The organism is Paenibacillus sp. J22P51, from assembly GCF_059692215.1.
This window is the reverse complement of sequence record NZ_JCAUAZ010000001.1, coordinates 685,601-710,272: the sequence shown is the minus strand read 5'-3', so window position 1 is coordinate 710,272 and position 24,672 is coordinate 685,601. Positions and strand designations below refer to the sequence as shown.

21 protein-coding genes are annotated in these 24,672 nt (G+C 43.1%); 18 read left to right on the top strand and 3 right to left on the bottom strand.

Annotation, left to right across the window (positions count from 1 at the left end; genetic code table 11):
* Window positions 1-27: 27 nt before the first annotated feature.
* A complete protein-coding gene (gene cimA, locus AC58QC_RS02580) occupies window positions 28-1,647 on the bottom strand; it encodes a citramalate synthase (RefSeq protein WP_497413643.1) in 1,620 nt (539 codons plus the stop codon).
* A 238-nt stretch (window positions 1,648-1,885) separates the two neighbouring features.
* On the opposite strand from cimA, the gene AC58QC_RS02575 reads away from it, so the two are divergent.
* From AC58QC_RS02575 to AC58QC_RS02545, 7 genes are all read left to right on the top strand, one after another.
* Window positions 1,886-3,187 carry a DNA polymerase IV gene (locus tag AC58QC_RS02575; RefSeq protein WP_497413642.1) on the top strand — a complete coding sequence of 434 codons (1,302 nt, stop codon included), beginning with the start codon at window positions 1,886-1,888 and terminating at the stop codon, window positions 3,185-3,187.
* A gap of 4 nt (window positions 3,188-3,191) precedes the next feature.
* Window positions 3,192-3,695: a molybdopterin-guanine dinucleotide biosynthesis protein B gene (mobB, locus tag AC58QC_RS02570; RefSeq protein WP_497413641.1), complete on the top strand. Its 504-nt coding sequence runs from the start codon at window positions 3,192-3,194 to the stop codon at window positions 3,693-3,695.
* A gap of 67 nt (window positions 3,696-3,762) precedes the next feature.
* Window positions 3,763-3,996 carry a ferredoxin gene (locus AC58QC_RS02565; protein WP_028556576.1) on the top strand — a complete coding sequence of 78 codons (234 nt, stop codon included), beginning with the start codon at window positions 3,763-3,765 and terminating at the stop codon, window positions 3,994-3,996.
* Between the two features lie 170 nt (window positions 3,997-4,166).
* Window positions 4,167-6,014, top strand: coding sequence for a CHASE2 domain-containing protein (locus AC58QC_RS02560; RefSeq protein WP_497413640.1), 1,848 nt, complete (start codon window positions 4,167-4,169; stop codon window positions 6,012-6,014).
* 31 nt (window positions 6,015-6,045) lie between these two features.
* Window positions 6,046-7,929, top strand: coding sequence for a FecR family protein (locus AC58QC_RS02555; protein ID WP_497414058.1), 1,884 nt, complete (start codon window positions 6,046-6,048; stop codon window positions 7,927-7,929).
* A gap of 27 nt (window positions 7,930-7,956) precedes the next feature.
* Window positions 7,957-9,579 carry an NHL domain-containing protein gene (locus AC58QC_RS02550; protein WP_497413639.1) on the top strand — a complete coding sequence of 541 codons (1,623 nt, stop codon included), beginning with the start codon at window positions 7,957-7,959 and terminating at the stop codon, window positions 9,577-9,579.
* A 130-nt stretch (window positions 9,580-9,709) separates the two neighbouring features.
* Window positions 9,710-11,236, top strand: a complete 1,527-nt coding sequence (locus AC58QC_RS02545; RefSeq protein ID WP_497413638.1) for a L,D-transpeptidase — start codon at window positions 9,710-9,712, stop codon at window positions 11,234-11,236.
* A 160-nt stretch (window positions 11,237-11,396) separates the two neighbouring features.
* On the opposite strand, the gene AC58QC_RS02540 is transcribed toward AC58QC_RS02545, so the two are convergent.
* Window positions 11,397-11,531 carry a hypothetical protein gene (locus tag AC58QC_RS02540; protein ID WP_497413637.1) on the bottom strand — a complete coding sequence of 45 codons (135 nt, stop codon included), beginning with the start codon at window positions 11,529-11,531 and terminating at the stop codon, window positions 11,397-11,399.
* A gap of 372 nt (window positions 11,532-11,903) precedes the next feature.
* Between AC58QC_RS02540 and AC58QC_RS02535 the strand changes: the two genes are divergently transcribed.
* The 8 genes from AC58QC_RS02535 to AC58QC_RS02500 all read left to right on the top strand — a co-directional run bounded on the left by AC58QC_RS02535 (window position 11,904) and on the right by AC58QC_RS02500 (window position 20,071).
* Window positions 11,904-13,259: an ABC transporter substrate-binding protein gene (locus AC58QC_RS02535; RefSeq protein ID WP_497413636.1), complete on the top strand. Its 1,356-nt coding sequence runs from the start codon at window positions 11,904-11,906 to the stop codon at window positions 13,257-13,259.
* 88 nt (window positions 13,260-13,347) lie between these two features.
* A complete protein-coding gene (locus AC58QC_RS02530) occupies window positions 13,348-14,253 on the top strand; it encodes a carbohydrate ABC transporter permease (protein ID WP_497413635.1) in 906 nt (301 codons plus the stop codon).
* A gap of 40 nt (window positions 14,254-14,293) precedes the next feature.
* Window positions 14,294-15,133, top strand: coding sequence for a carbohydrate ABC transporter permease (locus AC58QC_RS02525; protein WP_497413634.1), 840 nt, complete (start codon window positions 14,294-14,296; stop codon window positions 15,131-15,133).
* Between the two features lie 146 nt (window positions 15,134-15,279).
* Window positions 15,280-16,704 carry a PTS transporter subunit EIIC gene (locus AC58QC_RS02520; RefSeq protein WP_497414057.1) on the top strand — a complete coding sequence of 475 codons (1,425 nt, stop codon included), beginning with the start codon at window positions 15,280-15,282 and terminating at the stop codon, window positions 16,702-16,704.
* A 32-nt stretch (window positions 16,705-16,736) separates the two neighbouring features.
* Entirely contained in the window at window positions 16,737-17,570 is an 834-nt protein-coding gene (locus AC58QC_RS02515) for a PRD domain-containing protein (RefSeq protein ID WP_497264883.1), read from the top strand.
* A 156-nt stretch (window positions 17,571-17,726) separates the two neighbouring features.
* On the top strand, window positions 17,727-18,824 hold the full coding sequence (locus AC58QC_RS02510) for a quinone-dependent dihydroorotate dehydrogenase (protein ID WP_497413633.1): 1,098 nt from the start codon (window positions 17,727-17,729) through the stop codon (window positions 18,822-18,824).
* Between the two features lie 26 nt (window positions 18,825-18,850).
* Window positions 18,851-19,648, top strand: a complete 798-nt coding sequence (gene yjbM / locus AC58QC_RS02505) for a GTP diphosphokinase (RefSeq protein ID WP_497413632.1) — start codon at window positions 18,851-18,853, stop codon at window positions 19,646-19,648.
* A 3-nt stretch (window positions 19,649-19,651) separates the two neighbouring features.
* Window positions 19,652-20,071: a DUF309 domain-containing protein gene (locus tag AC58QC_RS02500; RefSeq protein WP_497413631.1), complete on the top strand. Its 420-nt coding sequence runs from the start codon at window positions 19,652-19,654 to the stop codon at window positions 20,069-20,071.
* A 66-nt stretch (window positions 20,072-20,137) separates the two neighbouring features.
* Here AC58QC_RS02500 and AC58QC_RS02495 read toward each other — a convergent pair whose 3' ends face one another.
* Window positions 20,138-20,647: a thioredoxin family protein gene (locus AC58QC_RS02495; RefSeq protein WP_497413630.1), complete on the bottom strand. Its 510-nt coding sequence runs from the start codon at window positions 20,645-20,647 to the stop codon at window positions 20,138-20,140.
* A gap of 175 nt (window positions 20,648-20,822) precedes the next feature.
* Here AC58QC_RS02495 and AC58QC_RS02490 point away from each other — a divergent pair, with 175 nt between their 5' ends.
* From AC58QC_RS02490 to AC58QC_RS02480, 3 genes are all read left to right on the top strand, one after another.
* Window positions 20,823-22,355, top strand: a complete 1,533-nt coding sequence (locus AC58QC_RS02490; protein WP_497413629.1) for an RsmB/NOP family class I SAM-dependent RNA methyltransferase — start codon at window positions 20,823-20,825, stop codon at window positions 22,353-22,355.
* Window positions 22,356-22,360: 5 nt separating this feature from the next.
* Complete coding sequence (locus AC58QC_RS02485; protein ID WP_497413628.1) at window positions 22,361-23,113, top strand: pseudouridine synthase; 753 nt, start codon at window positions 22,361-22,363, stop codon at window positions 23,111-23,113.
* A 238-nt stretch (window positions 23,114-23,351) separates the two neighbouring features.
* Window positions 23,352-24,560, top strand: a complete 1,209-nt coding sequence (locus AC58QC_RS02480) for an S-layer homology domain-containing protein (protein ID WP_497413627.1) — start codon at window positions 23,352-23,354, stop codon at window positions 24,558-24,560.
* Window positions 24,561-24,672 lie beyond the last annotated feature (112 nt).

Below are 24,672 nucleotides of genomic sequence, written 5' to 3'. Positions count from 1 at the left end.
ATGCCCTTGCAGCTTTTTCACATTGGATCAATGATTTACTAAGCCTAATCGTTCTTGTTGTTCTGTTTTTGCAGGCTCTACACGTTGTCTGCTGATTAATGCGTAGCGCAAGCTGTCTACGAGTGCGTACCAACTTGCCTCGATAATGTTGCTCGATACACCTAATGTATTCCAAGTGGTGTTAAAGTCTGTGGATTCCATCAAGACACGAACCTTACCTGCTGTCGCGCCTTTCTCATCCAATACACGCACTTTGTAATCGGAAAGATGAACATTCTTAATATCCGGATAGTACTGAATGAGTGCTTTCCGTAAGGCATTATCAAGTGCATTGACGGGTCCATTGCCTTCAGCCGCGGTATAGATCGTTTCGCCATGTACTTTCACTTTGACGATAGCTTCTGAAACGACGGCGTGATTGGCAGTTTTCTCAACGAGCATTTTGAATGATTCAAGGGTGAAAATTTCTTCAAGACCTTCGAATGCTTCGCGCAGCAAGAGTTCAAGCGTTGCATCTGCGCCTTCGAATTGATAGCCTTGATGCTCCATGTCCTTGATTTTCTCGATCACTTCTTTGGTCTTCTGGTGTTCTTTGTTGAAATCCAAGTTAAGTTCTTGTGCCTTGACAAGTACGTTGCTTTGACCTGCGAGCTCGGAAACGAGCACGCGTTGTTTATTTCCTACAAGCTCAGGCTTCGTATGCTCATACGTACTTGCATCCTTTAGGATCGCAGAGACATGGATGCCGCCTTTGTGAGCGAATGCCGCATTCCCAACATAAGGTTGGTTGACAGGCATATGCATGTTGGCAATTTCGCTGATATATCTTGAAACGGATGTAAGTGATTTTAATTGATCGGTGGAAATAACATCATAGCCCAGCTTCAATTGCAAGTTAGGGATAATTGAGCTCAGGTTAGCATTACCACAGCGTTCTCCGTAGCCGTTGATCGTTCCTTGAACTTGTCTAGCGCCGGCTTGTACGGCAGCAAGTGAGTTCGCTACGCCTAATTCACAATCATTATGGGCGTGAATACCTACTGGTGTAGATACGTGCTGTGTAACTGTTGTTACGATCTCTGTAATTTCGTTAGGTAAGGATCCACCATTCGTATCACACAGTGTAATCCAATCAGCTCCAGCGTCCTGCGCCTTTTTGATGGTTTGCAACGCATAGGTAGGGTTGTTTTTGTAGCCGTCGAAGAAATGCTCGGCATCATAGATGACTTCCATCCCGCTGCTTTTTAGAAACAGAACAGAGTCATAAATCATATTCAAGTTTTCTTCAAGCGTTGTTTGGATGGCCGTAGTCACATGAAAGTCCCATGACTTACCGAAAATCGTAGCGACTTGAGCGCCTGATTCAACCAGTCGGTTTAAGTTAATGTCATCAGCGGCAAGCGAATCTTTCCGTCTTGTGCTGCCAAACGCAGTGATTTTGGCATTCTTGAAAGTCATTGTACGAGCCCGCTCAAAGAATTCAATGTCTTTGCTGTTGCTGCCCGGCCATCCGCCTTCAATATAATGAACCCCAAGCTCATCGAGCTTACGGGCAATTTTGATTTTATCCTCGACGGATAGGGAGATTCCTTCTCCTTGCGTTCCGTCTCGTAGGGTGGTGTCGAAGATTTTGACTGATGTTGGCATGGGTTCCTCCTTCAAAAGCTAGCAAAGTGACTTCGGTATTAAGAGTTGTGAGTAGTTTCGCTTGCTTTAAAGCGCTAATGTATAATTTACGATTATAACATAAATGTACAGCTAAAGACATCATAACGTAAAATTACGTTAGCTTGAATGATTATTTTTTTGACATCTCAAGATGTATATGTTTCACTCGAGTAGACGGCTCTGAAATCTCAATCAATCACACTGGGAGGTAATCAATATGGTGTCCATAGAACATCATTATCCCAAGCAAGGCAGAGTCATTTTACATATAGATATGAATGCTTTCTATTGCTCGGTTCATGAAGCGGTAGAGCCTGACTTATACAAAGGGAAGCCTCTTGCTGTTGCTGGGAGTGTAGAGCTGCGTAAGGGGATTATCGTTACTTCATCATATGCAGCACGCAAGCTAGGGATCAAGACAGGGATGCAAGTTAGGCAGGCGTTGAAGATTTGTCCCGATCTCATCTTAATTAGACCTGACTTTGATCTCTATCGTAATTTCTCGAGGCGGTTTATGCAGATAGTCTATGGATATTCACCGATGGTAGAATCTATGTCTATTGATGAATGTTTTGTAGATATCACAGGATCCAAACAGTTCGGAACGCCACTTGAAATTGCTAATAGTATTCAAAGTAGAATAATGAAAGAATTGAAGTTGCCCTGCTCCATCGGAGTTGCCCCGAATAAGCTCCTGGCGAAGATGGGCTCAGATATGAAGAAGCCGAATGGAATTACGGTTTTGCGGCTTCGGGATGTACAATCAGTGTTTTGGGACAAGCCTTGTAATTACTTATATGGTATTGGCAAAAAAACAGCGGAAAAGCTTTCTAGGCTTGGTATCCATACCTTAGGGCAGTTAGCAGTGGGGGACGACGCCCTGTTAAGTAAGCACTTTGGCGTGATGGGCGCGCACTTGAAGCGTTCTGCCAATGGGATTGACCCATCGGCGGTGAATCCAGAACAAGAGCAGAGTAAGTCAATTGGACATACGACGACATTGCCGCGTGATTACACGGATCGCATCGACATTCATCGGGTCCTGCTGAATTTAGCTGATCAGGTAGCAAGGAGGCTGCGTAAGCAAGCGCTCATGACTTCAACGATTCAGATAACGATCCGTGATCCTGAGATGAGGACGATTACGAGATCCCTTACGTTGCCAACGCCAACTGAGCATATGGACGATATTTATCGGACCTCATGCCAGCTATATGATCATCAATGGGAAGACGGAAATCCAGTGCGACTCTTAGGGATTACACTGCAGAATTTGATTGCCAAGGAAGAATCTTACGTTCAGCTTGATTTATTCGATTACGAGAAACAGCCGCGCAGAGAGAATCTGAATAAAGTTATGGACGGACTACGTGATAAATTTGGTGAAGGTGTGATTCTTACAGCGGGGATGATGAGTGACGATCCGTCTTCCTTAATTCGAAATCATAAAGTGAGAGGAACATCCTTGCAGATGGATCATTTGCGAAATAATCCTCTTCATAAAGACATGGAGGAGTGAGGTAGTGGCTCATTGTTTGGGCTTTGCTGGATATTCCAATAGTGGGAAAACAACGCTGGTAGCTAATCTTATTATTGAAATGAAGCATCGCGGCTACCGAATCGCAGTAATGAAACATGATGCACATGGACACTATAAAGAAGCGAAAGGAGCGGACTCCACTGTTTTCACCGAGTCTGGCGCTGAAGTCGTAGTTACACTTTCTCCAGATGCGATTCACGTTTATGAGAAAAAGGAGTCACCGAGCCTAGAGGAGCAATTACTAGCGTATGCCCATCTTGATTATATTTTTATCGAAGGATTCAAGAGGGAAAAGCATCCAAAGATTGCTGTTTATCGTACAATAGAACAGAGAGAAATGATCAAAGCGCTAGCTCCTTTTCCGATAGCTGCTGCGACAGATTTAGCCTTGCAAGAAGATGATGTTAATTATCCGCTGTTCAATTTGAATGATATTAGCGGAATTGCAGACTTTATTGAGCAGTATTTTGTTGATTGTCAATTTTAAGGTTTGAACTTTGTCCGTATTTATATTATATTTTACAGTGAGGATAATTTGAGGAGGAGTAGAAAACATGGCAAAGTATACATTCGTTGATAAAGATACCTGCATCGCTTGCGGCGCTTGCGGAGCTACAGCTCCAGATATCTATGATTACGATGATGAGGGTCTGGCAGAAGTGATTTTTGATGGAGATGGAAACAAAGGGGTTACTGAAATTCCTGAAGATCTATTTGATGATCTACAAGATGCTCAAGATGGCTGCCCAACAGACTCCATTAAAGTTGCGGATTCACCTTTTAGCTAATCATAAGTTAAGTTTCATTTTGTGGAAATATCACGAAATGTCGAAAGAGCTCGTTTCCTGAAAAGGAACGGGCTCTTTTTTTTGATGAAAAACGGTGAAATTTGTAACAATTTATTGCCAATTCCTACATAGCAACTTACAATGAGACTAGTAAACTCGGGGAGGATTATATGGGTAAGAAGAAATGGATTAAGACTTTAGTAGTAGGACTTTTGTTGATGGTATTTTCGACATATTTCTACACCGTGAACTCGAGTGGTTTGTTTTACTTTGTTGAAGGTCCTCTCCAAGATATTTTGCGTGGTGCAAAATCGGTCGATGAGCGTCAGCCGGATGATCGAATCAAGATTGTTAAAATCGATGAGAAATCACTTTCAGCCATCGGGAAGTTTCCGTGGGATCGAAGTACATATGCGCAAGTCATAGAGAAGTTGGAGCAATCCGGTGCCGCGGCTATTGGGATAGACGTTGTGCTTGCAGAGCCTTCGAAGAACCCAGCTGATGATAAAGCATTAGCTGATGTGCTAGCGAAGTACTCCAATATTATATTACCAGTACAAATCAATTACCCCTCTAAACAACAGTCAGCAGGAGAACTAGTTCCTGAAAGAATTGATTACCCCTCCACAACCCTAACGACCAAAAGAGATCAGATGGCACACATCAATGTGTTTGTTGATAAGGATGGCAAAGCTCGTAAGCTGCCGGTCGGTTTGCCTGATGAGAAAGGTGCATACATACCCGCGTTCAGTGTTGCTCTTGCTAATTTAGTTTTGGATGATATTGAAAAGGTTAAGCGTGATCCAGGCACTGGAGAATGGATGCGCGGAACTGAAGTCGTGCCAACCAACGAAAGAAATCAGGTGACGACAGAGTTCTTTACGCTGCCTAGACAAAAAGTGGATGCAACGACTGGATATGAATTGTTGTCATTCGTTGATGTTCTTAATAGTACAAAACCGTTGCCTCTGAAGGGAAGCATTGTGCTGGTGGGTCCATTTGTAACAGCCATGCAGGATGAATACCCGACACCAATCTCTTCTGTCAAAATGTTCGGAATTGAAATTCATGCCAATATGATTCAAACCTTGTTAGAAAGTGTTTTCTATAGAGATGCTTCAAAGACAGCTGGTATCGCTATTATTCTACTTATTTCGTTGCTTGCCATATTCTTATTTGAAAAATTCAATGGGAAGACTGCGCTATTCATTTTCCTAGGCATGTTCGTGTTCTATGGCCTTATTTGGTTAGGGTTCTATAGCATTGGCTCATTGTTCTTGCCGCTGGTATATCCGCAATTTGCGCTGGTTACCATCTATGTGTGGTCATTGGTTAGCCATTACTTGGAAGAGCGAAAGGAACGTAATCGGGTAACGGGTATTTTCGGGCGATTCGTTTCCAAAACGGTTGTGGACGAGCTCCTTCAATCCGGTGAAGATGTGAAGCTAGGTGGAAGCCGTAAGGATATTTCATTGATATTTGTTGATATTCGCGGATTTACACCGATGTCAGAACGATTAGAGCCAGAACAAGTTATTCAGGTGCTAAATGAGTATCTGGATGTATGTACGAAAGCAATCTTCAAGTTCAATGGAACGCTGGATAAATTCATTGGTGATGGCGTTATGGCGATGTTTGGGGCGCCAATTGAATATGATAATCACCCTGAAATGGCCGTACGCGCTGCGATCGAGATGAAGTCTCAGGCAGACCTTCTCGAGCAGAAGTTGATTAAGAATTATGGTATTGGTGTGAAATTTGGATTGGGAATCAATAGTGGCCCAGCGGTTGTAGGTAATATTGGGTCCGAGGATCTTCGATTAGATTATACCGCCATCGGGGACACCGTTAATTTGTCGGCACGTCTTGAATCCAATGCGAAGCCAGGACAAATTTTAATTAGTGAACAGACATATGAGCGAGTCAAAGGATTATTCGAGATCGAATCCATTGGTGAGATCAAAGTAAAAGGGAAAGAAAAACCGGTTGCTGTCTACGAAGTTATCGGGCATTTGTAAATAGAGTTGCTGGGAGGCATGCAGAGTGGGAATGACAAAGAAATCATATATTTCAATATTATTAAGCTTTAGTTTGGTGTTTAGTTTAGTGTCATTGCTGTTAGTTAAGCCGGTGGATGCGAAAACGGTCCGCGTTGCCATTATTTCGGCATTATCTGGAGACGTGACGATTAAAAAGGGCGGCGGCTCTAAAACGTATGATGCTTATGAGAACATGAGTTTAAACCAAGGTGACACGGTTTATACAGGGGATAGCTCTTCGGTAACACTGAACTTAGCCAGTGGTGACGCCGATGTTACATTAGGTGACAATGCTGAGCTGAATGTATCAGATCTCAATTCTTCAAATGGAAATAAGAAATCCAAGCTTAAGGTTTGGGCGGGCTCCATGTGGGTCAAAGTAAAATCGTTGGCCGGGGCGGATGATGAATTTGAGGTTGAAACGCCAACTGCTGTAATGGGTGTACGTGGAACACAATTCTATGTTTTTGTTGATCCAGTAAGTGGAAAGACGAAAATGGCTGTAGGGTCAGGTAAAGTATCTGCTTCGACGGTTACGTCAAATCCTGATAACACGCAGACGACAAACATTACATATTTGAATCCGACGCAACAAATTTCGTTGGATAAGCGCGATGAAACAACTGATTTGGAATTGAAAGTGGAGTTTTTGGATCTAGAAGATTTTATCAAACAGGCTTCTCCGGAAATTATTAAAGAGTTAATTCTAAATAAAGCTGAGATTGATAAAGAAAACGATGAGTTTATCACGAAGAAGCAAAAAGAAATTGATGCGGGGCTTGTTGTGGGTGATCAAACTTCTCTGAGCATCAAAAATCAATCTGACTTAGATAAAGTCAAACAAAACTTAAATAATTTGATCGGTAACATTGCGAAAGAAGCATTGGCTGAAAATAAAATAAATAAAGATTCGCTCAATAAAGTGATTGAAGAGGCAAATAAAAAGATTGATCAAACAGAAAGGAAGCTGGATCTAGATAAAGTTAAACCACTTGATAAAACAGCTGGTGTTGATCCAGAGTTAGAGAAAAAGAAACAAGAAGAGTTGAAAAAGCTAGAAGAACAGAAGTTGAAAGCGAAGCTGGAAAGCGAAAAAAAATTAGAAGAAGCTAAGCAAAAGCTAGCTGCAGCATTGAAAAAGTTAGAAGAAGAAAAGAAGAGGATTGAAGAAGATAAGAAAGCTGCTGAAGCGAAAGCGAAGGCAGATGCGGAAGCTCTGTTGAAGAAAGAGATGACGGAACTAGAGAGGAATAAATATGATGCAGATGCGAATCCGAAGGGGAATACGCCACCTGCGAACACAGGAGGTGGTTCGGATTCGGGAAGTTCAAATCCGGAAGCACCAAAGCCAACTGTAAGTTTGGATATAGAAGAGGTTGACTTTGAAGATCTAGTCACACCACTAACGCTGATTAATCCGGAAGTACCAAATATGACGCCAATTAATTCGATATTTTATTATCTAAATATTAATCTAGCTAACTTTACTGAGTTAAATAATAGTGATATTTATGCTGTAGAGGTTCATTTGCTATACGGTTCTCAAACAAACCATTTTGCCTATTCACCTCTAAAAAATAAAAATATATTCCACACAACAACTGAAGGTGGAACGAGTGCTGATTATATCAAGGCATATGTGTCGGAGTATGCAAGTGAAGGCAGTAATGAACTCGTTTATGCTGTTACCAATTTTGGGGATGCCAAGAATGTTCCAGTCTCCGCAAAAACGAAACTAGTAAGTATTCCGATGGTAACCCATGGAGATGATCAGATCAGTGTGGGTAAAATTGTGATTGTTAGGAAGAATGGTCAATCCGTCGAGAAGATTAGTATCAACAAAGATGAGATTGACTCAGCATTCATTGACGGACCTGAGCTTCCAGAAGGCTAATGTCTAATAGATAAAAAGGAGATTCCAATGAAACCATTACAACAGATATTTGTTTCAAGTATAATCGTTGCTACCTTGCTTGGAGGCTCTTCGGCTATGGCTGCTGGTTTAGAAGTGGATGCTTTGAAATCCAGTACGGGTCAGATTCTCTCGGATGTGTCGACCTTAGCAGGTATTGGCGAATTTGAAGATATTAACGGGGCTGCTTTACAAGCGGGATTCCGTGCTCCTGGTAGTGTGCTTCAGCTTGCTGATGGAAGTCTGCTGATTGCGGATACACGGAATCACGTCATTCGGAAATTGAAGGATGGCCAAATAACCACATTTGCAGGTCCTGAGATCGCGGTATTGAAGAATAACCAAGGCTTCCCGATAGGTGGACTCCTTGATGGGAAAGCATCTGAAGCCTTTTTTAATGAGCCGACGGGGCTTGCCTTGGATGCCAAAGGGAATGTCTATGTAGCGGATGCTGGCAATCACGCGATTCGTAAAATAGATGTGAACGGGATTGTTTCGACAATTGCAGGTAATGGCGTACCTGGAAACAAAGACGGGAAAGGTGCAGAAGCTAGCTTCAATCATCCAAGTGATATTGCAATTGCTGCAGATGGTTCCGTTTATGTGGCGGATTCACTCAATCATGCTATACGTAAAATCGCTGTGGATGGACGGGTGACGACGCTGTCAGCACCTGTTACTCGCGTTATTCAAGTGCGTCCAGGTGAAGCTTCATTCGCAGGAGATTATCGCGACGGTAGCCTTTCTACGGCTTCATTCAATGAGCCTACAGGACTAGCGCTAGATAGCAAAGGAAATCTTTATGTAAGCGATACGGGGAATCAACGTATCCGTCATATTGACTTTGCAACAGGTCTTGTATCAACGATTGCGGGATCAACTCCAACTGTTAGTACTTCGACGATTTATGGGAAAAATGAGTTGTATGCAGAAGGTGATTTTGCAGATGGTGAGGCCTTGAAAGCGAAGTTTGATTTCCCTAAAGGAATTGCTGTGACCTCCGAGGGTGGTCTGTTAATCGCGGATAGCTTGAATCATTCGGTTCGTTATTTGTTGAATGGCCAAGTAACAACTATCACAGGTACACTCCAAACAGGTGAAGCTGATGGGGTAGAGCAGTCGGCTGAATTCTATAATCCTACGGATGTGCTTGAGACATCGCAAGGTAATTTAGTCGTAGCGGATGCTTCAAATAACAAAATTCGTAAAATAGCGCCATATCAATTGCCTGCGAATGTATCAAATGATGGGCAAGTGAAGGTAGTTAGTGGCAACAAGCTAATTAGCTTTGATGCTCAACCTGAAATTCAAGATGGGCGTACAATGGTGCCTGTTCGTGCGATCAGTGAAATGTTTGGTTATAAGGTAACCTATGCCCAGCATGCTGGTAAATCAATTGTACAGCTGTCCAAAGGTGATTTGACTGTGGAGTTGACGATTGGTGAAACCGGTATTGTTCGTAAGCAAGCTGGCGTGCCAGATCGTAAGCTAGAGACGGATGCAGCGCCTTACGTGAAGCAAGATCGTACTTATGTCCCAATTCGTTTCTTCGCTGAACAGATCGGGTTGGATGTACAGTGGGATGCTTCGCGTCAAACGGCCATTTTACGTGTGAAATCCTACTTGAAATAGGTTTGTAATCCAGTAAGGCTTGGCAGGGATAAACCCTTGTCCAAGCCTTTTTCTTATTTGACTTCAGCTTTGTGCTTCTATTGCCGATAAAAAACGGAGAGTAGTATGAAGCGGATTGGGGGGCTGAAGTTTGAAGTCGAATAATCGAAACGATCAATTGGAGCGATTTTTCCAACATAATCCGATCGAGGATCCTCAGTATCTCAAGAAATATGTCAAAGAGCATCCTGATCATAAAATGGCTTGGTATTTGCTTGGCAGAGAATACACAGCTCAAGGCAAAACGGGAAAGGCAGCGTATTGTTTTGCACAGGCTGGTGAAATATATGAAGCTTTCGAGGAGCGAAAAATAGTGTTGGATGGGCCTGTGCCTACCAGCTTAGCAGCGTCTTTTTTAAACAAAGGGGTAGCGCCTGTAGAACGTCAATCCAAATCACGTGGTAGACGGAGATGGCTGCTATACCTTGTCATGTTTGTTCTGCTGGCTCTTCCTGCGGGAATGGATCTAGCGAAGTCGGATGTGACGGAGGGGGTGGCGGCAGAGCAGCCAGTTGTCGAAGAAGTGGCGGTAATCACGAGCATTCAGGATGAGAACCCTGGCTTAAAGTTGTTTTTCTCCGATGGAGATTGGGGGAAGAAGCTGCAACAGATTTTACTGCCTCCTGTTAGAGGGGCAGGAGAATCTGTCATCATGGATGTTCCTACAAGTAAAGATGGGCAATGGAATGAATGGCATCGATCGGTTAGTCCGCTTCTTAGTGTTGAGCATACAGGAACTAGTGGCAATGAGGCCGTTTTGAAGTATTATCAGTCTCAAATTTGCTCCTGTCAGGTTACGGATAGTTCCAAGCTGGTTCCTATCATTTCCGCGTGGATGCATGAACGTGAAGAAGCCATTATTTTGCAAAGTGCGATTCAGGCTTACCAAACCAAAACGGGGGTATTACCGGAGAAGGCACCGCAATTGACGAAGCCTTATCCTGATAATCTATTGCCAGGACTTACACCACAAATGAAAGAAGCTTTCCCTGAAGCCTTGCGACGAGTGGCCGAGCTTACGAAAGTAGGAACTGCACAAGTACCGAAACAGTCTGGGAGTACGAAGGGTGAGCAAACAACACAGCCGAATGAAGAGAAGGCAATTGCTGCGAGCAGCTCTCAATCCATAGCCTCATCTGAACCGTTCGTAGAGCCTCTCAGGATTATCATTGATAGCGAACAGCATCAACTGGCTGTAGTGAGTGGGGATTTTATTCTAAGACGCTATCCGGTTGGTTTGGGAGGCGCTAAGACACCGCAAGGTGATTTTATTATCAGTGAAAAAGTGCGTAACCCGAACGGCAGATCGAATGGTGAGTTTGGCAGCCGCGGGATGACTTTGTCCAATACGCTCTATGCGATTCATGGGACGAATAAGCCAAAGAGCATTGGCAAAGATGAATCTCATGGCTGTGTTCGAATGCTGCAGGCGGATGTGGAAGAGTTATATAATATGGTCCCTCAACAAACGAAGGTGACGATTGGGAAGGGCGTGTTACCACCTTCAGGAACTGGTGAAGGAATTGGAGTTGGGGGCGGCAAACCTCAGCAAGCGATCGGCTTGCCATTGGAGACGAAGGATAATAATCCTGGTAAGGTGTATAGATGGTTGGATTAAAAAGGAGAGGGCCAGTACGAAACTGGCCCTCTCCTTTTTGTGTTTTTCTTGAAATCAGTGGTATGTAAGTCATTTGATGAAACTGCAAGATTTCTTCTTGACAAGATTGCCGAAAGCGATTACAATTCGAAATGTGAAGTTTTCAATCACTTTAATTCAATCATTTGTTCAAAATGAGCAGTAAAGTCATTAAGAGGATAACAACTAAGAAAATCGATCCTGTCCAGTAGATGGCTTTCATATTCACTTCATTTTTTTGTTTGCGAGAAGCGGCTACTGGTTTGCGTTTGGCCATAAGAATCACCTTTTCCATTAGGATTAAACGAGATGATTCTATCATATCATAAGTAAGCGCATTCAACGAATAAGAAAAAATGAGCGATTTTTTTAAAAAAAGAAGTATTGACGTACATGTCATTTTATTGTAAGATTTAATCACACAGAATACCTAAAATAATTGAATATGTCAGTTTTAATAACATGTTACCGCAAGGGCATTAGTTATTAGAAGAAATGCAAGTCTTCTTCTATAACTATGCCCTTTTTATTTTGCCAATTTATGAATTATGAAAGGGGTTGGTAGCGCAACTATTGGCAAGTTAAACTATCGGGTACACGCTTCACCAATAAATAACTAGATGAATTAAAAAAGGGAGAAGATGATCACATGGACATGAAGAAATGGTCAACGATGGGCTTAGCAGCATCAATGGTACTCGTAGCAGCAGGTTGTGGCAAAGCAACTCCAACTGAAACAACAAAACCAGCTGCGTCTGTGGCTCCAACTGCAGCAGCTTCTGCAGCTCCGACTGCAGCGGCAGCGAAAAAACTAACTGGTGATTTTGAAATTCAATACTTCGTCGGCGGATATGGCGACAAATGGTGGAAAACAGCTATTGCTGACTTCCAAGCAGCAAACCCTGATTTGAAAATTAAAGAAAGTGCGGGGCCGAAAATCAACGAGCAAATGAAACCCCGTTGGATCGCAGGTAACCCACCTGATTTCGTATACATCGATGGACCTGAATTGTTCGACCGTCAATTGGTTACTGATGGCCAACTAGATGATTTGACAGACTGGCTCAAAGACGCTAAAAACGTTGATGGCGAGAAAATCATAGATTTGCTTGCACAAAAACCACAAGAATTTGATGGCAAAATGTATAACATTCCTTTCGTAATGAGCGCATGGGGTATTTTCTACGATAAAGCCCTGTTCAAAGAAAAAGGATGGGCTGAGCCAAAAGACTTCGAAGAATTCCTAGCTGTAAGTGAGAAAATTAAAGGTGCTGGCATTAATCCTTTCATCCACACTGGTAAATATCCATACTACATTAATGGTGGAGTGCTTTATCCAGCTATCGTTTCTGCAAACAATAATGACTACAAATTGCTGCAAGATATGTCCACAAACAATCTTGAGGCTTGGAAAAACCCAGCAATTATCAAAGGTCTGAACAAAATCGTTCAAATGCGTGATAAAGGCTACATCGACAAAGCATCCGTACAAATCAACCACACGGATTCCCAATCCTTGTTCCTTCAACACAAAGATGCATTCATCCCGAACGGTCTATGGTTACCAAACGAAATGGCGAAAGACGTTCCAGGCGGCTTTGACTTCGGATTCATTCCATCCATCACGCAAGATAAAGGTGGAAAAGTTGTAGCTAACACGTCCACAGCTACTTTCGCTATTCCGAAAAAAGCGAAAAACAAAGATGCTGCTAAAGCATTCATGCAATTCGTATTCTCCAAAAAACAAGCTTCCCAATGGGCTGAGCTAAGTGGCGCTCCTTCCAACGTTAAAGGTGACATTTCTTCTTCCAAAGCTCCTAACTTCGTTAAGGATGCTGCGAAATTCTTGTCTTCCCCTGACACTGTAGTTGTACCAACGGTTTCCTTCGCTGCTGACGTTGATAAAGCCATGCAAGATGCGACAGTTGCTTTGACAATCGGAACAATTACACCAGAACAATGGGTTACACGTGTAACTGAAGTTGTTGCTAAACAAAAGAAATAGGAACTGAATGAAGCAGTGCGGAGAACATCATAGGCAAAGTTGCCTTTGGCGTTCTCCGCCATTTTAATAATAGGACGGTGACGATAGAATGAAGACCAACGCGAAAAAACTGAAACGGAATTTGTTCATCGCTTCATTCATCATTCCGACTTTTCTATTCTTCTGCGTATTTACGATTTACCCCGTTATACAGGCTTTACAGAAGTCGTTCTATGATTGGTCAGGAATGTCTGAAAATAGCGAGTTTATTGGGTTTGACAATTACGTTGAACTTTTCAAAGATCCGATAATACTAAGAGCAATTGGCAATGACTACTTCCTAGTTGTAGGTAAAGTAATTGGGATTATGATCCTGGCGACTTTCTTCGCCGTAGCCTTAACGAGATTTAATTTGAAGGGTTCAGGTTTCTTCCGGGCCATCTTCTTTATCCCGAATGTCATTTCGGTCGTTGTTATCGGCGTGCTTTGGAATTTCATTTACAATCCGCAAATCGGTTTCTTGAATGCATTTCTGTCTCTTTTTACCGAGAAAAAAGTTGATATTACTTGGTTAGGATTTCCACAGCATACGATCTGGATGCTACTACCACCTACAATTTGGGCTGGTATCGGCTTCTACATGATCCTCATGATTGCTGCAATCGTGAATATTCCTGCTTCCTACTATGAGGCAGCTAATATAGACGGGGCCGGTCAATGGTCGCAATTCCGCCATATCACCATGCCACTCATTTGGGAGCAGATTAAGGTTTCCATTGTTAACATCGTAATTACTACACTCAACGGATCCTTCGTTATTGTTCAGTTAATGACTAACGGCGGACAACCGGATAACACAACGCAAGTTATGGGTTCTTATCTGTATCGGATGGCTTTTCAACAGTATCATTTCGGTTATGGAGCTGCCATTGGTGTCATGATTCTCATCGTGTCACTTATTACAACACTTATCTTGCAACGTATAATGCGCCAAGAGTCAATCGAAATGTCTTAAAGTCATCATAGACAAAGATACTGAAGGAGGGAACCGTCGTATGACTATCAAAAATCCATTAGCTAAAATGCTAGTTTGGATCATTCTAATCATATGGAGTGTTGCCGTGCTTTATCCCCTTATGTGGACACTGCTCGATGCGCTCAAAAATAATGAACAATTCTTCTTAAATGCCCCATGGGCATTGCCTAAATTCCCATTACTATGGTCGAATTTCTCCTACGTATGGAGTAAATACAATTTCAGTACATACTTCCTAAACTCTATTGTGGTTACGGTAGGAAGTACGTTGCTCGGGATGATTCTTGCCGCGATGACCGCATATATTTTGGCGAGATATGATTTTAAAGGTAATAAAATTATCTTTTCGATCTATGTCTCCTCCATGATGATTCCATTTGCGCTTGCCTTAATTCCATTATTCTTCTTGTTGAATGATCTGCATCTCATCAATACATGGTTGGGATTAATACTTGTCTACGCGGCACTCAACTTGCCTTTCGGAATCTTTTTGTTAGTTGGCTTCTACAAGTCGCTTCCTAAAGAAATTGAAGAAGCTGCGATTATTGATGGAACTTCTCACTATGGCACGTTCTTCCGTGTTATGTTACCATTGTCACAGCCAGGTCTAATCACGGTTATGATTACGAACATGCTGAACAACTGGAATGAATACTTCCTTGGGGTTGTTCTAACGAACGAACCTACGAAGTATACACTGCCGATTGGTTTGGCTGTCATGCAAGCTGAAATGCAATATCGTGTTGAGTGGGGTCCATTGTTCGCGGGATTACTGATCACAACATTACCAACTTTGATCGTGTATATTATATATCAACGCCAAATTGCAACTGGTATTACGGCTGGAGCTGTGAAATAACTGTATATGGAAATGCATAGAAAAAACACCTTAACCAAGAGGAATTTATCCTTTCGGGGGGGTGTTCTTTCTAATATAATGGGGATAGGTAAAAGCAAACAAGGAACGGCCAAACTTGTGGGCTATAGGTGAATCAGATGAGTGTAATGTACGCATTTCAGAAGATGGGGAGATCATTAATGATCCCTATTGCGGTGCTGCCGGCAGCATCCATACTTCTTCGAATTGGTAAAATGTCGTTTAATGATCCTTTCCTCGTTCATGTAGCTCAGATATTTGAACTTGGAGGAAGTGCCATTTTTGATAATTTGCCTCTTATATTTGCCATTGGCATTGCCATTGGGCTTACATCAGGGGATGGCATTGCAGCGCTAGCTGCTGCAGTAGGTTATTTGGTTTTTGACAATGTACTTAAACATTTCCAAGCCGGTTCAGGTGGATCAGATCCACTGGATACGGGCGTACTTGGAGGCATGCTGGTAGGGATGCTTTCAGCCACTTTCTTCAATCGATTTCAACATATCCGATTGCCGAAGGCGCTTGGATTTTTCGGTGGAAAGCGATTTGTTCCACTCGTTACATCGTTAGTTATGGTGTTCCTTGGTGTATTGATTGGGTTTATATGGCCTCCTGTGCAGCGAGGGATCAGTGTTATCGGGATGTGGATTGTCGACAACGGAAACATCGGAGTTTTCATTTACGGGGTGATGAATCGCCTGCTTATTCCAACAGGGCTTCATCATGTCATTAATAATATCGCTTGGTTTCAAATTGGAGATTTCGTCACACCTGCAGGCAAAGTGGTACATGGGGATATCACGCGATTCTTCGCTGGGGATTTATCAGCCGGGATGTTTATGACAGGGTTTTATCCTGTGATCATGTTCGGTCTGCCAGCAGCTGCCCTTGCCGTTGTTCGCAGCAGCTCTTCAACCACAAGGAAATTTGTAGCACCTGTGATGCTAAGCGCAGCACTGACAAGTTTCCTAACCGGAATTACAGAACCAATTGAATTCGCATTTATGTTTGTAGCCCCTGGACTTTATATTATTCATGCCGTATTAACCGGCTTTTCGATGCTGATCATGAATATCCTACAAGTCAAAATGGGATTTGGCTTTTCGGCTGGATTTATTGATTTCGTATTAAACTGGCATTTGGCTACGAATCCATTTTGGATACTTCTTATCGGTGCAGGGTACTTTATTTTATATTTTGTAACCTTCCGCGCGTATCTACATTTCTTCCCAATGAAAGTTTCTAGTAAGGACGATGTTGAACAATCGGAAACAGTAGAAACTGAGGTTAACAATACGATAAAAGAAGATCGACCTTCAAGCATTCTCAAGTATATCGGCGGAGCTTCTAATATTATATCCATTGATGCATGTATTACACGACTGAGATTACTTGTGAAAGAAGAGTTCCTCGTCAAAGATGGAGAGTTGAAGGAACTTGGTGCCATTGGTGTTATCCGGCTAGGAAAAGGCAATGTACATGTTGTTTTTGGGACGGAGTCGGAACAAATTCGTGAAAGCATTAAACCTTTGCTAGGTACAAAAGAGAAATAATCAGGACAAGCCTAAGAACGCGGAGGTGTCTTATGATTGATCGGACGATCATACATGTTCTATCCCATAACGTCGTGATGGCGCATTTGAGCTCAGGGAAAAATTCCATCGCATTTGGAAAGGGAATTGGATTCAAGAAAACGCCGGGCATGATGATTAATGAAGGTGAAATTACACAAGAGTTCTTGCTACATACATCCGAAGTGTTGAAAAACTATGAACAAATTCTCAATGCCGTTGACGTGAAAATTATCGGAATTACCGAGGAAGTTATTGCTTACGCGCAAAGTATGCTGGAGGGGGATTTCTCGGAAACGATCCATGCATCGCTCGTAGATCATATTAACTTTGCTGTTGAGCGGCAGAAACGTGGGATTTTCATTACGAACCCATTTGCCTATGAAATTGGTTACATGTATCCCGAGGAATATAAGGTCGCGAAGAAAGCCGTTGAATTCCTAAATGAGCATCTGGATGTGAAATTACCGGAAGATGAGGTTGCCTTCTTGACAATGCATTTCAACAGTGCGCGTAAGAAAGAGCAAGCTTCTGATTCTCTCGCGGTGGTTAGAGTGGTTTCTCAAACGATTGAGTCAGCGAAGGAGCTGGGTTTTAACTTCGATGATTCATTCTCAACGCTTCGTTTTATCAGCCACTTAAAAGGGGTAATTGAACGGGTCAAGCAAAAGAAAACACTTCAAAATTCACTCCTTTCCAAAATTAAAGAAGAGTACGGCGATACGTATGTGAAAGCTAAGGTTTTGTCGTTAATGCTGAGTGACGCATTACAATTAGAAGTACCTGACGATGAGACTGGATACTTAACGATGCATTTGGAACGCTTGCTGCAACGTACCGAAGTGTAGGCAGAAATAAATAAGCTTGAAGTATTCCCTTGCAACCTTTGTGGAGCAGGGATTTTTTGTGTGAATACGAGGTTAAAGACCTCGAGTGGATTGCATATTTCTACATTGTCAGCTAAACTGACTGTTAGAGTACTTAGAGAACGGAGTGCATAGGACATGCTGTATAAGAAGTTAGCCAAGCCCTTTTTGTTCCGAATGGATCCGGAAAAAGCGCATCATTTGACGATTGACGGCCTGAGTGTTGTAGGGAATTTACCAGGTGGAAAGCAATTACTGAAATCCATGTATGGGGTGCCAGATGCACCGGAATTAACACAGGAATTATGGGGATTACACTTTGGTAATCCAGTAGGCCTTGCTGCAGGGCTTGATAAAAATGCGAAAGCAGTAAAAGGATTTACACAGTTAGGCTTTGGTTTTATGGAAGTGGGTACGATTACGCCTAAGCCACAGCCAGGAAATGAATTGCCACGCTTGTTTCGTCTTCCTGAGGACAAAGCACTCATTAATCGAATGGGTTTTAACAATGTAGGTACAGCTGAGATGGCACACAACCTGGAGAAAACAGGTAAACGTGCGATTCCAGTAGCCGTAAACATAGGTAAAAATAAATCAACGCCAAACGAGCAGGCCGAGGAAGATTATCGGGCTTGTATTGGAGCGTTATATACATACGGTGATTTCTTTGTTGTCAACATAAGCTCACCAAATACACCTGATTTGCGTAATTTACAACATGGTGATGATTTGAAACGCTTGTTGTCTACAGTGCGAGATGAAATGCAAGTGCAGCACAAGAAGCATGGCGGTGCCGCGAAACCGGTGCTTGTCAAAATAGCCCCAGATCTGTCGGACGATGAGCTTGTTCTTACCGTGCAGATCATTAAGGAAAGCGGTATTTCAGGAATCATCGCAACGAATACCACATTGAGCAGAGAAGGCCTACGTCACGCCAATCGCGAGCAAGCGGGTGGTCTGAGTGGGTTACCATTAACACAACGCTCAACGGATGTCATTCGACGTGTATATCAATTGACGGAGGGCAAGCTGCCGATTATTGGGGCTGGTGGGATTTTTACCGCGCAGGATGCATATGACAAAATCCGTGCCGGGGCAAGCCTTGTTGAGGTATATACGGCATTAATTTACGAGGGACCGGGTCTGTTAGGTCGCATAAATAAAGGGCTTCAAGAGTTGCTGAAGAAAGATGGCTTCACACATATTTCCCAGGCAATAGGGGTAGATTCGCACTAACTTCATTCTGGATGGAGGATACATGGATGGATGGACGAGACTGGAAGAAATTTCTACTGCCTTATGAGCAAGCAGTGGAAGAGTTGAAAGTAAAGTTCAAAACATTACGTGGCGAGCTCAAAAGTCGTGAAGAGTACGCACCGATTGAATTTGTAACGGGACGTGTCAAGAAAATATCAAGCGTGCTGGAGAAAGCGAAGCGTTTGAGCGTACCTATGGATCAGTTAGAGTCAGGCATTGAAGATATCGCCGGTATTCGTATTATGTGCCAATTCGTAGAAGATACCGAAACACTTGCTGAACTCATCCGCAGCAGACAAGATATGAGTGTTGTCTACGAGAAGGATTATATTACGAATAAAAAGCCAAGCGGTTATCGAAGCTTTCATATAATTATTGAGTATCCCGTTCAAACCGGATTAGGCATGAAGAAAATTCTCGCAGAAGTGCAGATCCGGACGCTGGCTATGAATTTCTGGGCGACGATTGAGCATTCTTTGAATTATAAATATAAAGAGCAATTACCTGTTGAGGTTCGGGCAAGATTGAGTAAAGCAGCAGAGGCGGCTTATCTATTGGATCAGGAAATGTCTAGTATTCGAGGCGAGATTATGGCCTCCCAACGGATGTTTGAAGATAATTCAAATCTAATCAACCGTGTTCTGAGCAATATACAAGAATTATATTTCTATCATCGTGTACGAGAAGCCGCCCAATTTCAATTGCGCTTCAACGAAATTTGGGAGACGGAAGAAGGGCTCAGTGATTTATCTGCCGATATTGAGGCTGCCATTGCAAGGGCCAAAAAAGGAGATAATAGCTAATCTATGAGCGAATATGACCGATTGTATGTCGCTTTTCTGTACTATTTTAACGATCAGCGAGATTATTTCGAATGTCATGAGGTCATGGAGGAACTTTGGCTGGAAGAAGGCCGAAATCCGCTATATCAAGGCCTGCTGCAACTTGCAGTAGGCCTTTATCATCATTCGAATGGAAATGCGAGCGGTTCAATCAAACTGTTTAGCGCGGGATTAGATAAGCTGTCTCCTTACCCTGAACAAGTGCTAGGTATTGATCTTGGTCTCTTAGTGAAGGACAGTCAGGTATATTTGGAGAAGCTTCTGAGATTGAAAGAGGAGCCGTTTCTCCCTTATGATTTGGACATCACGATTCTTGATCAAGAGCTTATGGATCTTCTGGATGAGTTGAGGTTGGATCCACCGCGTAGTGATGATCACGATTGATATGAAAAAAGGACTTCTCACCAAATGGTGAAGAAGTCCTTTTGTGGCTGAGATTAATTAACTACATTAACCTTTATATTTTTGGAAAAAGGCTTTGAATACTTCTGGGGTATTGCCGACTGTAGATCCAGCTTCTGGAACTCCGCCAACAATGCTGTCAACTTTTACACCATTTTTGTAATATACAAGGGTTGGAGTTGATTCAATCCCGTACTTCTGCCAACCGTCTTTGAACTCTTCCAAATTAAACTGCTTAACGTCGATACCGAGTTCTTTCTGTATGGGAACTAGAACTGGTGTTGTTACTTTGCAATGTGGGCAAGTTGATGCATAAAAGTACTGGAAGAATGTTTCTTTGTTCTTCAATCTTGCATCCAAATCTTTTGGTAAAATCAAGTTCTGATAGTTGGGGTCGTTTAACTGTTTCACAGTCTCTGGATTTAACTTGGATGCGGCAACACCGTAGGGATTACCTGCATTCGCTTTATCCGAAGATTTGGTAGATTGCTGATTTACGAAGTATAACCCACCGAAAAGAATGACTACAATGCCTAAATAAATAAGCAGCTTCTTCATGCATGCACCTCTTTATTATGTCTACTTTCTACTATCTTCTATAAAAAGTATAGCATATCCTGTAGGATTTCGTAAAAAAATTGGCTGTTTCGTGACAACTCAGCTATAATACCGTTAAATTGAATTACATAACCGCCTGATCATAAGGATTATATATAGAAAGCGAAGATGTCGAATGGCGAAGCAGCTACCTCCCCTTTTTAGGGAGAAAATGATTGATTTACTGGGTGAAGAGGAATTTGAGCAATTTCTTGCTTCCTATGAGGAACCACGAGTATTCGGATTAAGGCTAAATACAGGGAAGGTGGAGCGCGCTGATTTCATTGAGATGAGCCCTTTCAACCTTAGTCAAATACCATGGGTGCCTGAGGGGTTTTATTATCAAGAAGGTGAACGTCCAGGCAAACATCCCTATTACCATGCTGGGCTTTACTACATTCAAGAGCCGAGTGCGATGGCACCAGTGGAGCTGCTAGGAGTAAAACCAGGGGAGCGCGTTCTTGATTTATGCGCAGCGCCTGGGGGGAAATCGACGCAAATTGCCGCGAAGCTGCAAGGCGAAGGTGTGCTCGTAGTGAACGATATCCATTCAGATCGGGTCAAAGCTTTGGTTAAAAATCTCGAACTGCTCGGTGTAAGAAATGCCGTTGTTTTGAATGAAAAGCCAGAACGCATGTTGGCCGTGTTCGAGGGCTATTTTGATAAAATATTAATTGATGCGCCTTGCTCGGGTGAAGGGATGTTCCGCAAGGAAGAAGAAATGATGGGACAGTGGGAGCGACATTCTGTTCAGGAGTTTGCCGCTATGCAGCGGGAATTGCTGGGACAAGCCGCGGTTATGTTAGCCCCAGGAGGCAGAATCGTGTACTCGACGTGTACATTCTCGCCGGAGGAAAATGAGGCGCAGATTGCGGAGTTTTTGGACAAGCATCCTGCTTTTGAAGTCGTGCCTATTGATGGATTCAGTCCAGGTAGGCCGGATTGGTTGCGGGAACCTTGGTGTGAGACTGATGCATATAGTTCAAGGGCAAAGGCTGCGGTGGCGGGGACGGCGAGGTTATGGCCGCATCGGTTGCGGGGTGAGGGGCATTTTGTTGCGGTTTTGGGGTTGAGTGTTGGGGGAAGTGCGGGTGTGGATGCAGGGGAAAGAGCAGGTGCAAAGGCGGGGGCTGCCGACTTTGTGGCGGCAGCTGGAAAGCGTAGCGGCCGTCAGGCGCTACGCGGGAAGGGCCGTGCTGAGGCACCGCCTAGCACGGGGGTGAGCTTGGAGCCGCTGGAGGCGTTCTCCGGTGAGCTGCTGCGCAGCGAGCCTTTCGCCCAGAGGCGGCTTGTCTGTTACGGCGAGCACGCGTATGCTTCGCCGGCGGGCTTGCCCGAGCTGCACGGACTGAAAGTCGTGCGGCCAGGCTGGTACATCGGCGCGCTGCACCGCGGCCGATTCGAACCGTCCCATGCGCTAGCCATGGGACTGCGTTTGCGCGAAGCCAAGCGAGCGCTGAGCTTGGCTTCGAGCGACGAGCGAGCCCTTCGGTACCTGAAGGGCGAGACGCTCGAAGTCGCGGAGAGCGAGATACTCCGCGATCCGGAAGAGACCAAGGCAGCCAAAGGCTACTGCCTGGTCTGCATTGACGACCATCCCGTCGGCTGGGGCAAGTGGCTCGACGGGATGCTGAAAAATGAATATCCGCCAGGTTGGAGGTGGACCTAACGGTCATGAAACAAACACAACGACTCGATAAAATACTCGCCCATGTTGGCGTTGGCACACGTTCTGAACTTAAGCGCCTCGCCAAAGAAGGCGCCATCTATGTAAACGGTGTAAAAGTAAAAGACAGCGGTATGCAAGTGAATCCGGAATCTGACAACATTACAGTGAACGGTGAAGTAGTCACTTACCGTGAGTTTGTTTATCTCATGATGAACAAACCACAGGGGGTTGTTTCGGCAACCGAAGATAATCGGGACCGCACGGTTGTTGATCTTTTGGACGAGGCCTATGCACCGTTCGAAGTGTTCCCTGTGGGACGATTAGATAAGGACACAGAGGGCTTTCTTTTGCTTACCAATGACGGTAAACTAGCCCATAACCTGCTCTCCCCGCGCAAGCATGTCCCCAAAACCTACTTCGCCAAAGTCGAGTGGGAGGTTACCGAGGCGGATCGCGAAGCATTTGCCCAAGGGGTTACTTTGGACGATGGATACGAGACGCAGCCAGGGATATTACAGATTTTAAAAACAGGAAATGAAGCCTCTGGAATCCCATCCGAAATTGAATTAACCATTATGGAAGGTAAGTTCCATCAGGTGAAACGAATGTTTCAAGCCGTTGGCAAGCAAGTTGTCTTTCTGAAAAGAATTTCAATGGGCCCACTTGCGCTGGATCCTGATTTGGACTTGGGTCAAGTGAGAGAATTGAGTGCGGATGAACTACAATTATTACGTAGTGCACATGAATTCCAAAAATAACGATATGCAAAAATACTAGAATATGGTATTTTAATAATTAGTTTATAGATGTGAGCGGAAGAACCGCCCAGGTATTGCTCTTTGAGAGCGATGTTTGGGTGGTTTTTGCTGTTTTTAGTGTAAATAGGTAGACATTTACAAATGTGAAATGGGATACTACCAATAATTGGATTTTAGCATTAAAGGGTAACTATTAAGAGAGGTATTTATATGCATTTTTAAAAAGGGGAGATTTATTTTGAAAAAATCTTTTATTCTACTTTCAACTGTATTTTTATTCACCGCTTGCCAGTCCTCAACTTCTGCTGCTGATTCACCGTTACCAACTCCGAGCGCGGTTACAGCGATGAAATTAAACGACGTTTCTGATCATTGGGCTAAGTCTGCAATAGAAGGTGCCGTTAAAAAAGGATATGTTGATGGATATGAGGACTTCACATTTAGGCCAGAGAATAATGTTTCTCGCGCTGAATTTGTCAAAATGGTCATAACCGCGATAAAAGAGCCTGTAAAAAGTGTTTCATCAGGATCGGATTGGTCATCTCCCTATGTAACTGCTGCCCTAAACAAAGGCATCCTTAGAGAATCGGATTTCTCTTTAGATAAAGTAAATGAACCAATTTCCCGTTTAGAAATGTCTCGTATTGCACTACGTGCCACTGATGCGTCTCTTCAGAATAAAGCAATCCAAATGGATAATGATTCAGTTATGTATAACGCCACACAAAAGGGACTTATCCAAGGTATGGCAAATGGGGCCTTAGAACCAGATAACTCGACTACACGTGCTCAGTCAGTGACTATAATTGAGCGTATACTTAAACTGAATCAAGGCGGGACGCTTGAAGTTGATAAATATGCAGTTGGAAATGCTGAACTAGAACTTAAACACACTAATATATTTACGGTAATGCCTCAAATATTCGGTGGGGAACAGATAGAAAAATGGAATCCTGCAAATCTTACACTTGAAACTGGTGATGGTCTGTACAAAGGAACCATGGATCAGATTGTGGCCATCGATCTTGAAGATCCGAATGATCCAAACTTATATCTACTCGGAGATATTAGTAAATTAAAATGGCATAATTTAATGAGCGTAAAAACTAGTAAATATGTAAAAGACGGATACATGAAAAGCTATGTACTTTATTTCAAGGGGCATGTTGATTACAACAAGGATCCATCCATCTATAAAGAGAAACCTCAGCCAAATTATGGACTATATGGATTTATAAATGGTGATCCGCAATTGATGATAGATGGGGAACTGAATACTCCTACCCATTTGTTTATTAATCAATTAGGCGATATACCTGCGATGATTATATCCAAAGATAAGAGTGTAACAGATACCCACGCTGGGTTATCTCTTAGTGCTCCGGCAATACCGCCTTCGCCAAACTATAATAAGAAGATTTTCTTTGGCTTGATCCCCAAAAAATAACCAAATGAATCTATAATACAAAATGGACACCCGTTATCAGATTAGGATAGTAGACTTAATGAGGAAGTTCACATGAGGGAATCATTTATAGTTGCGATAGGTCGCAACTCCC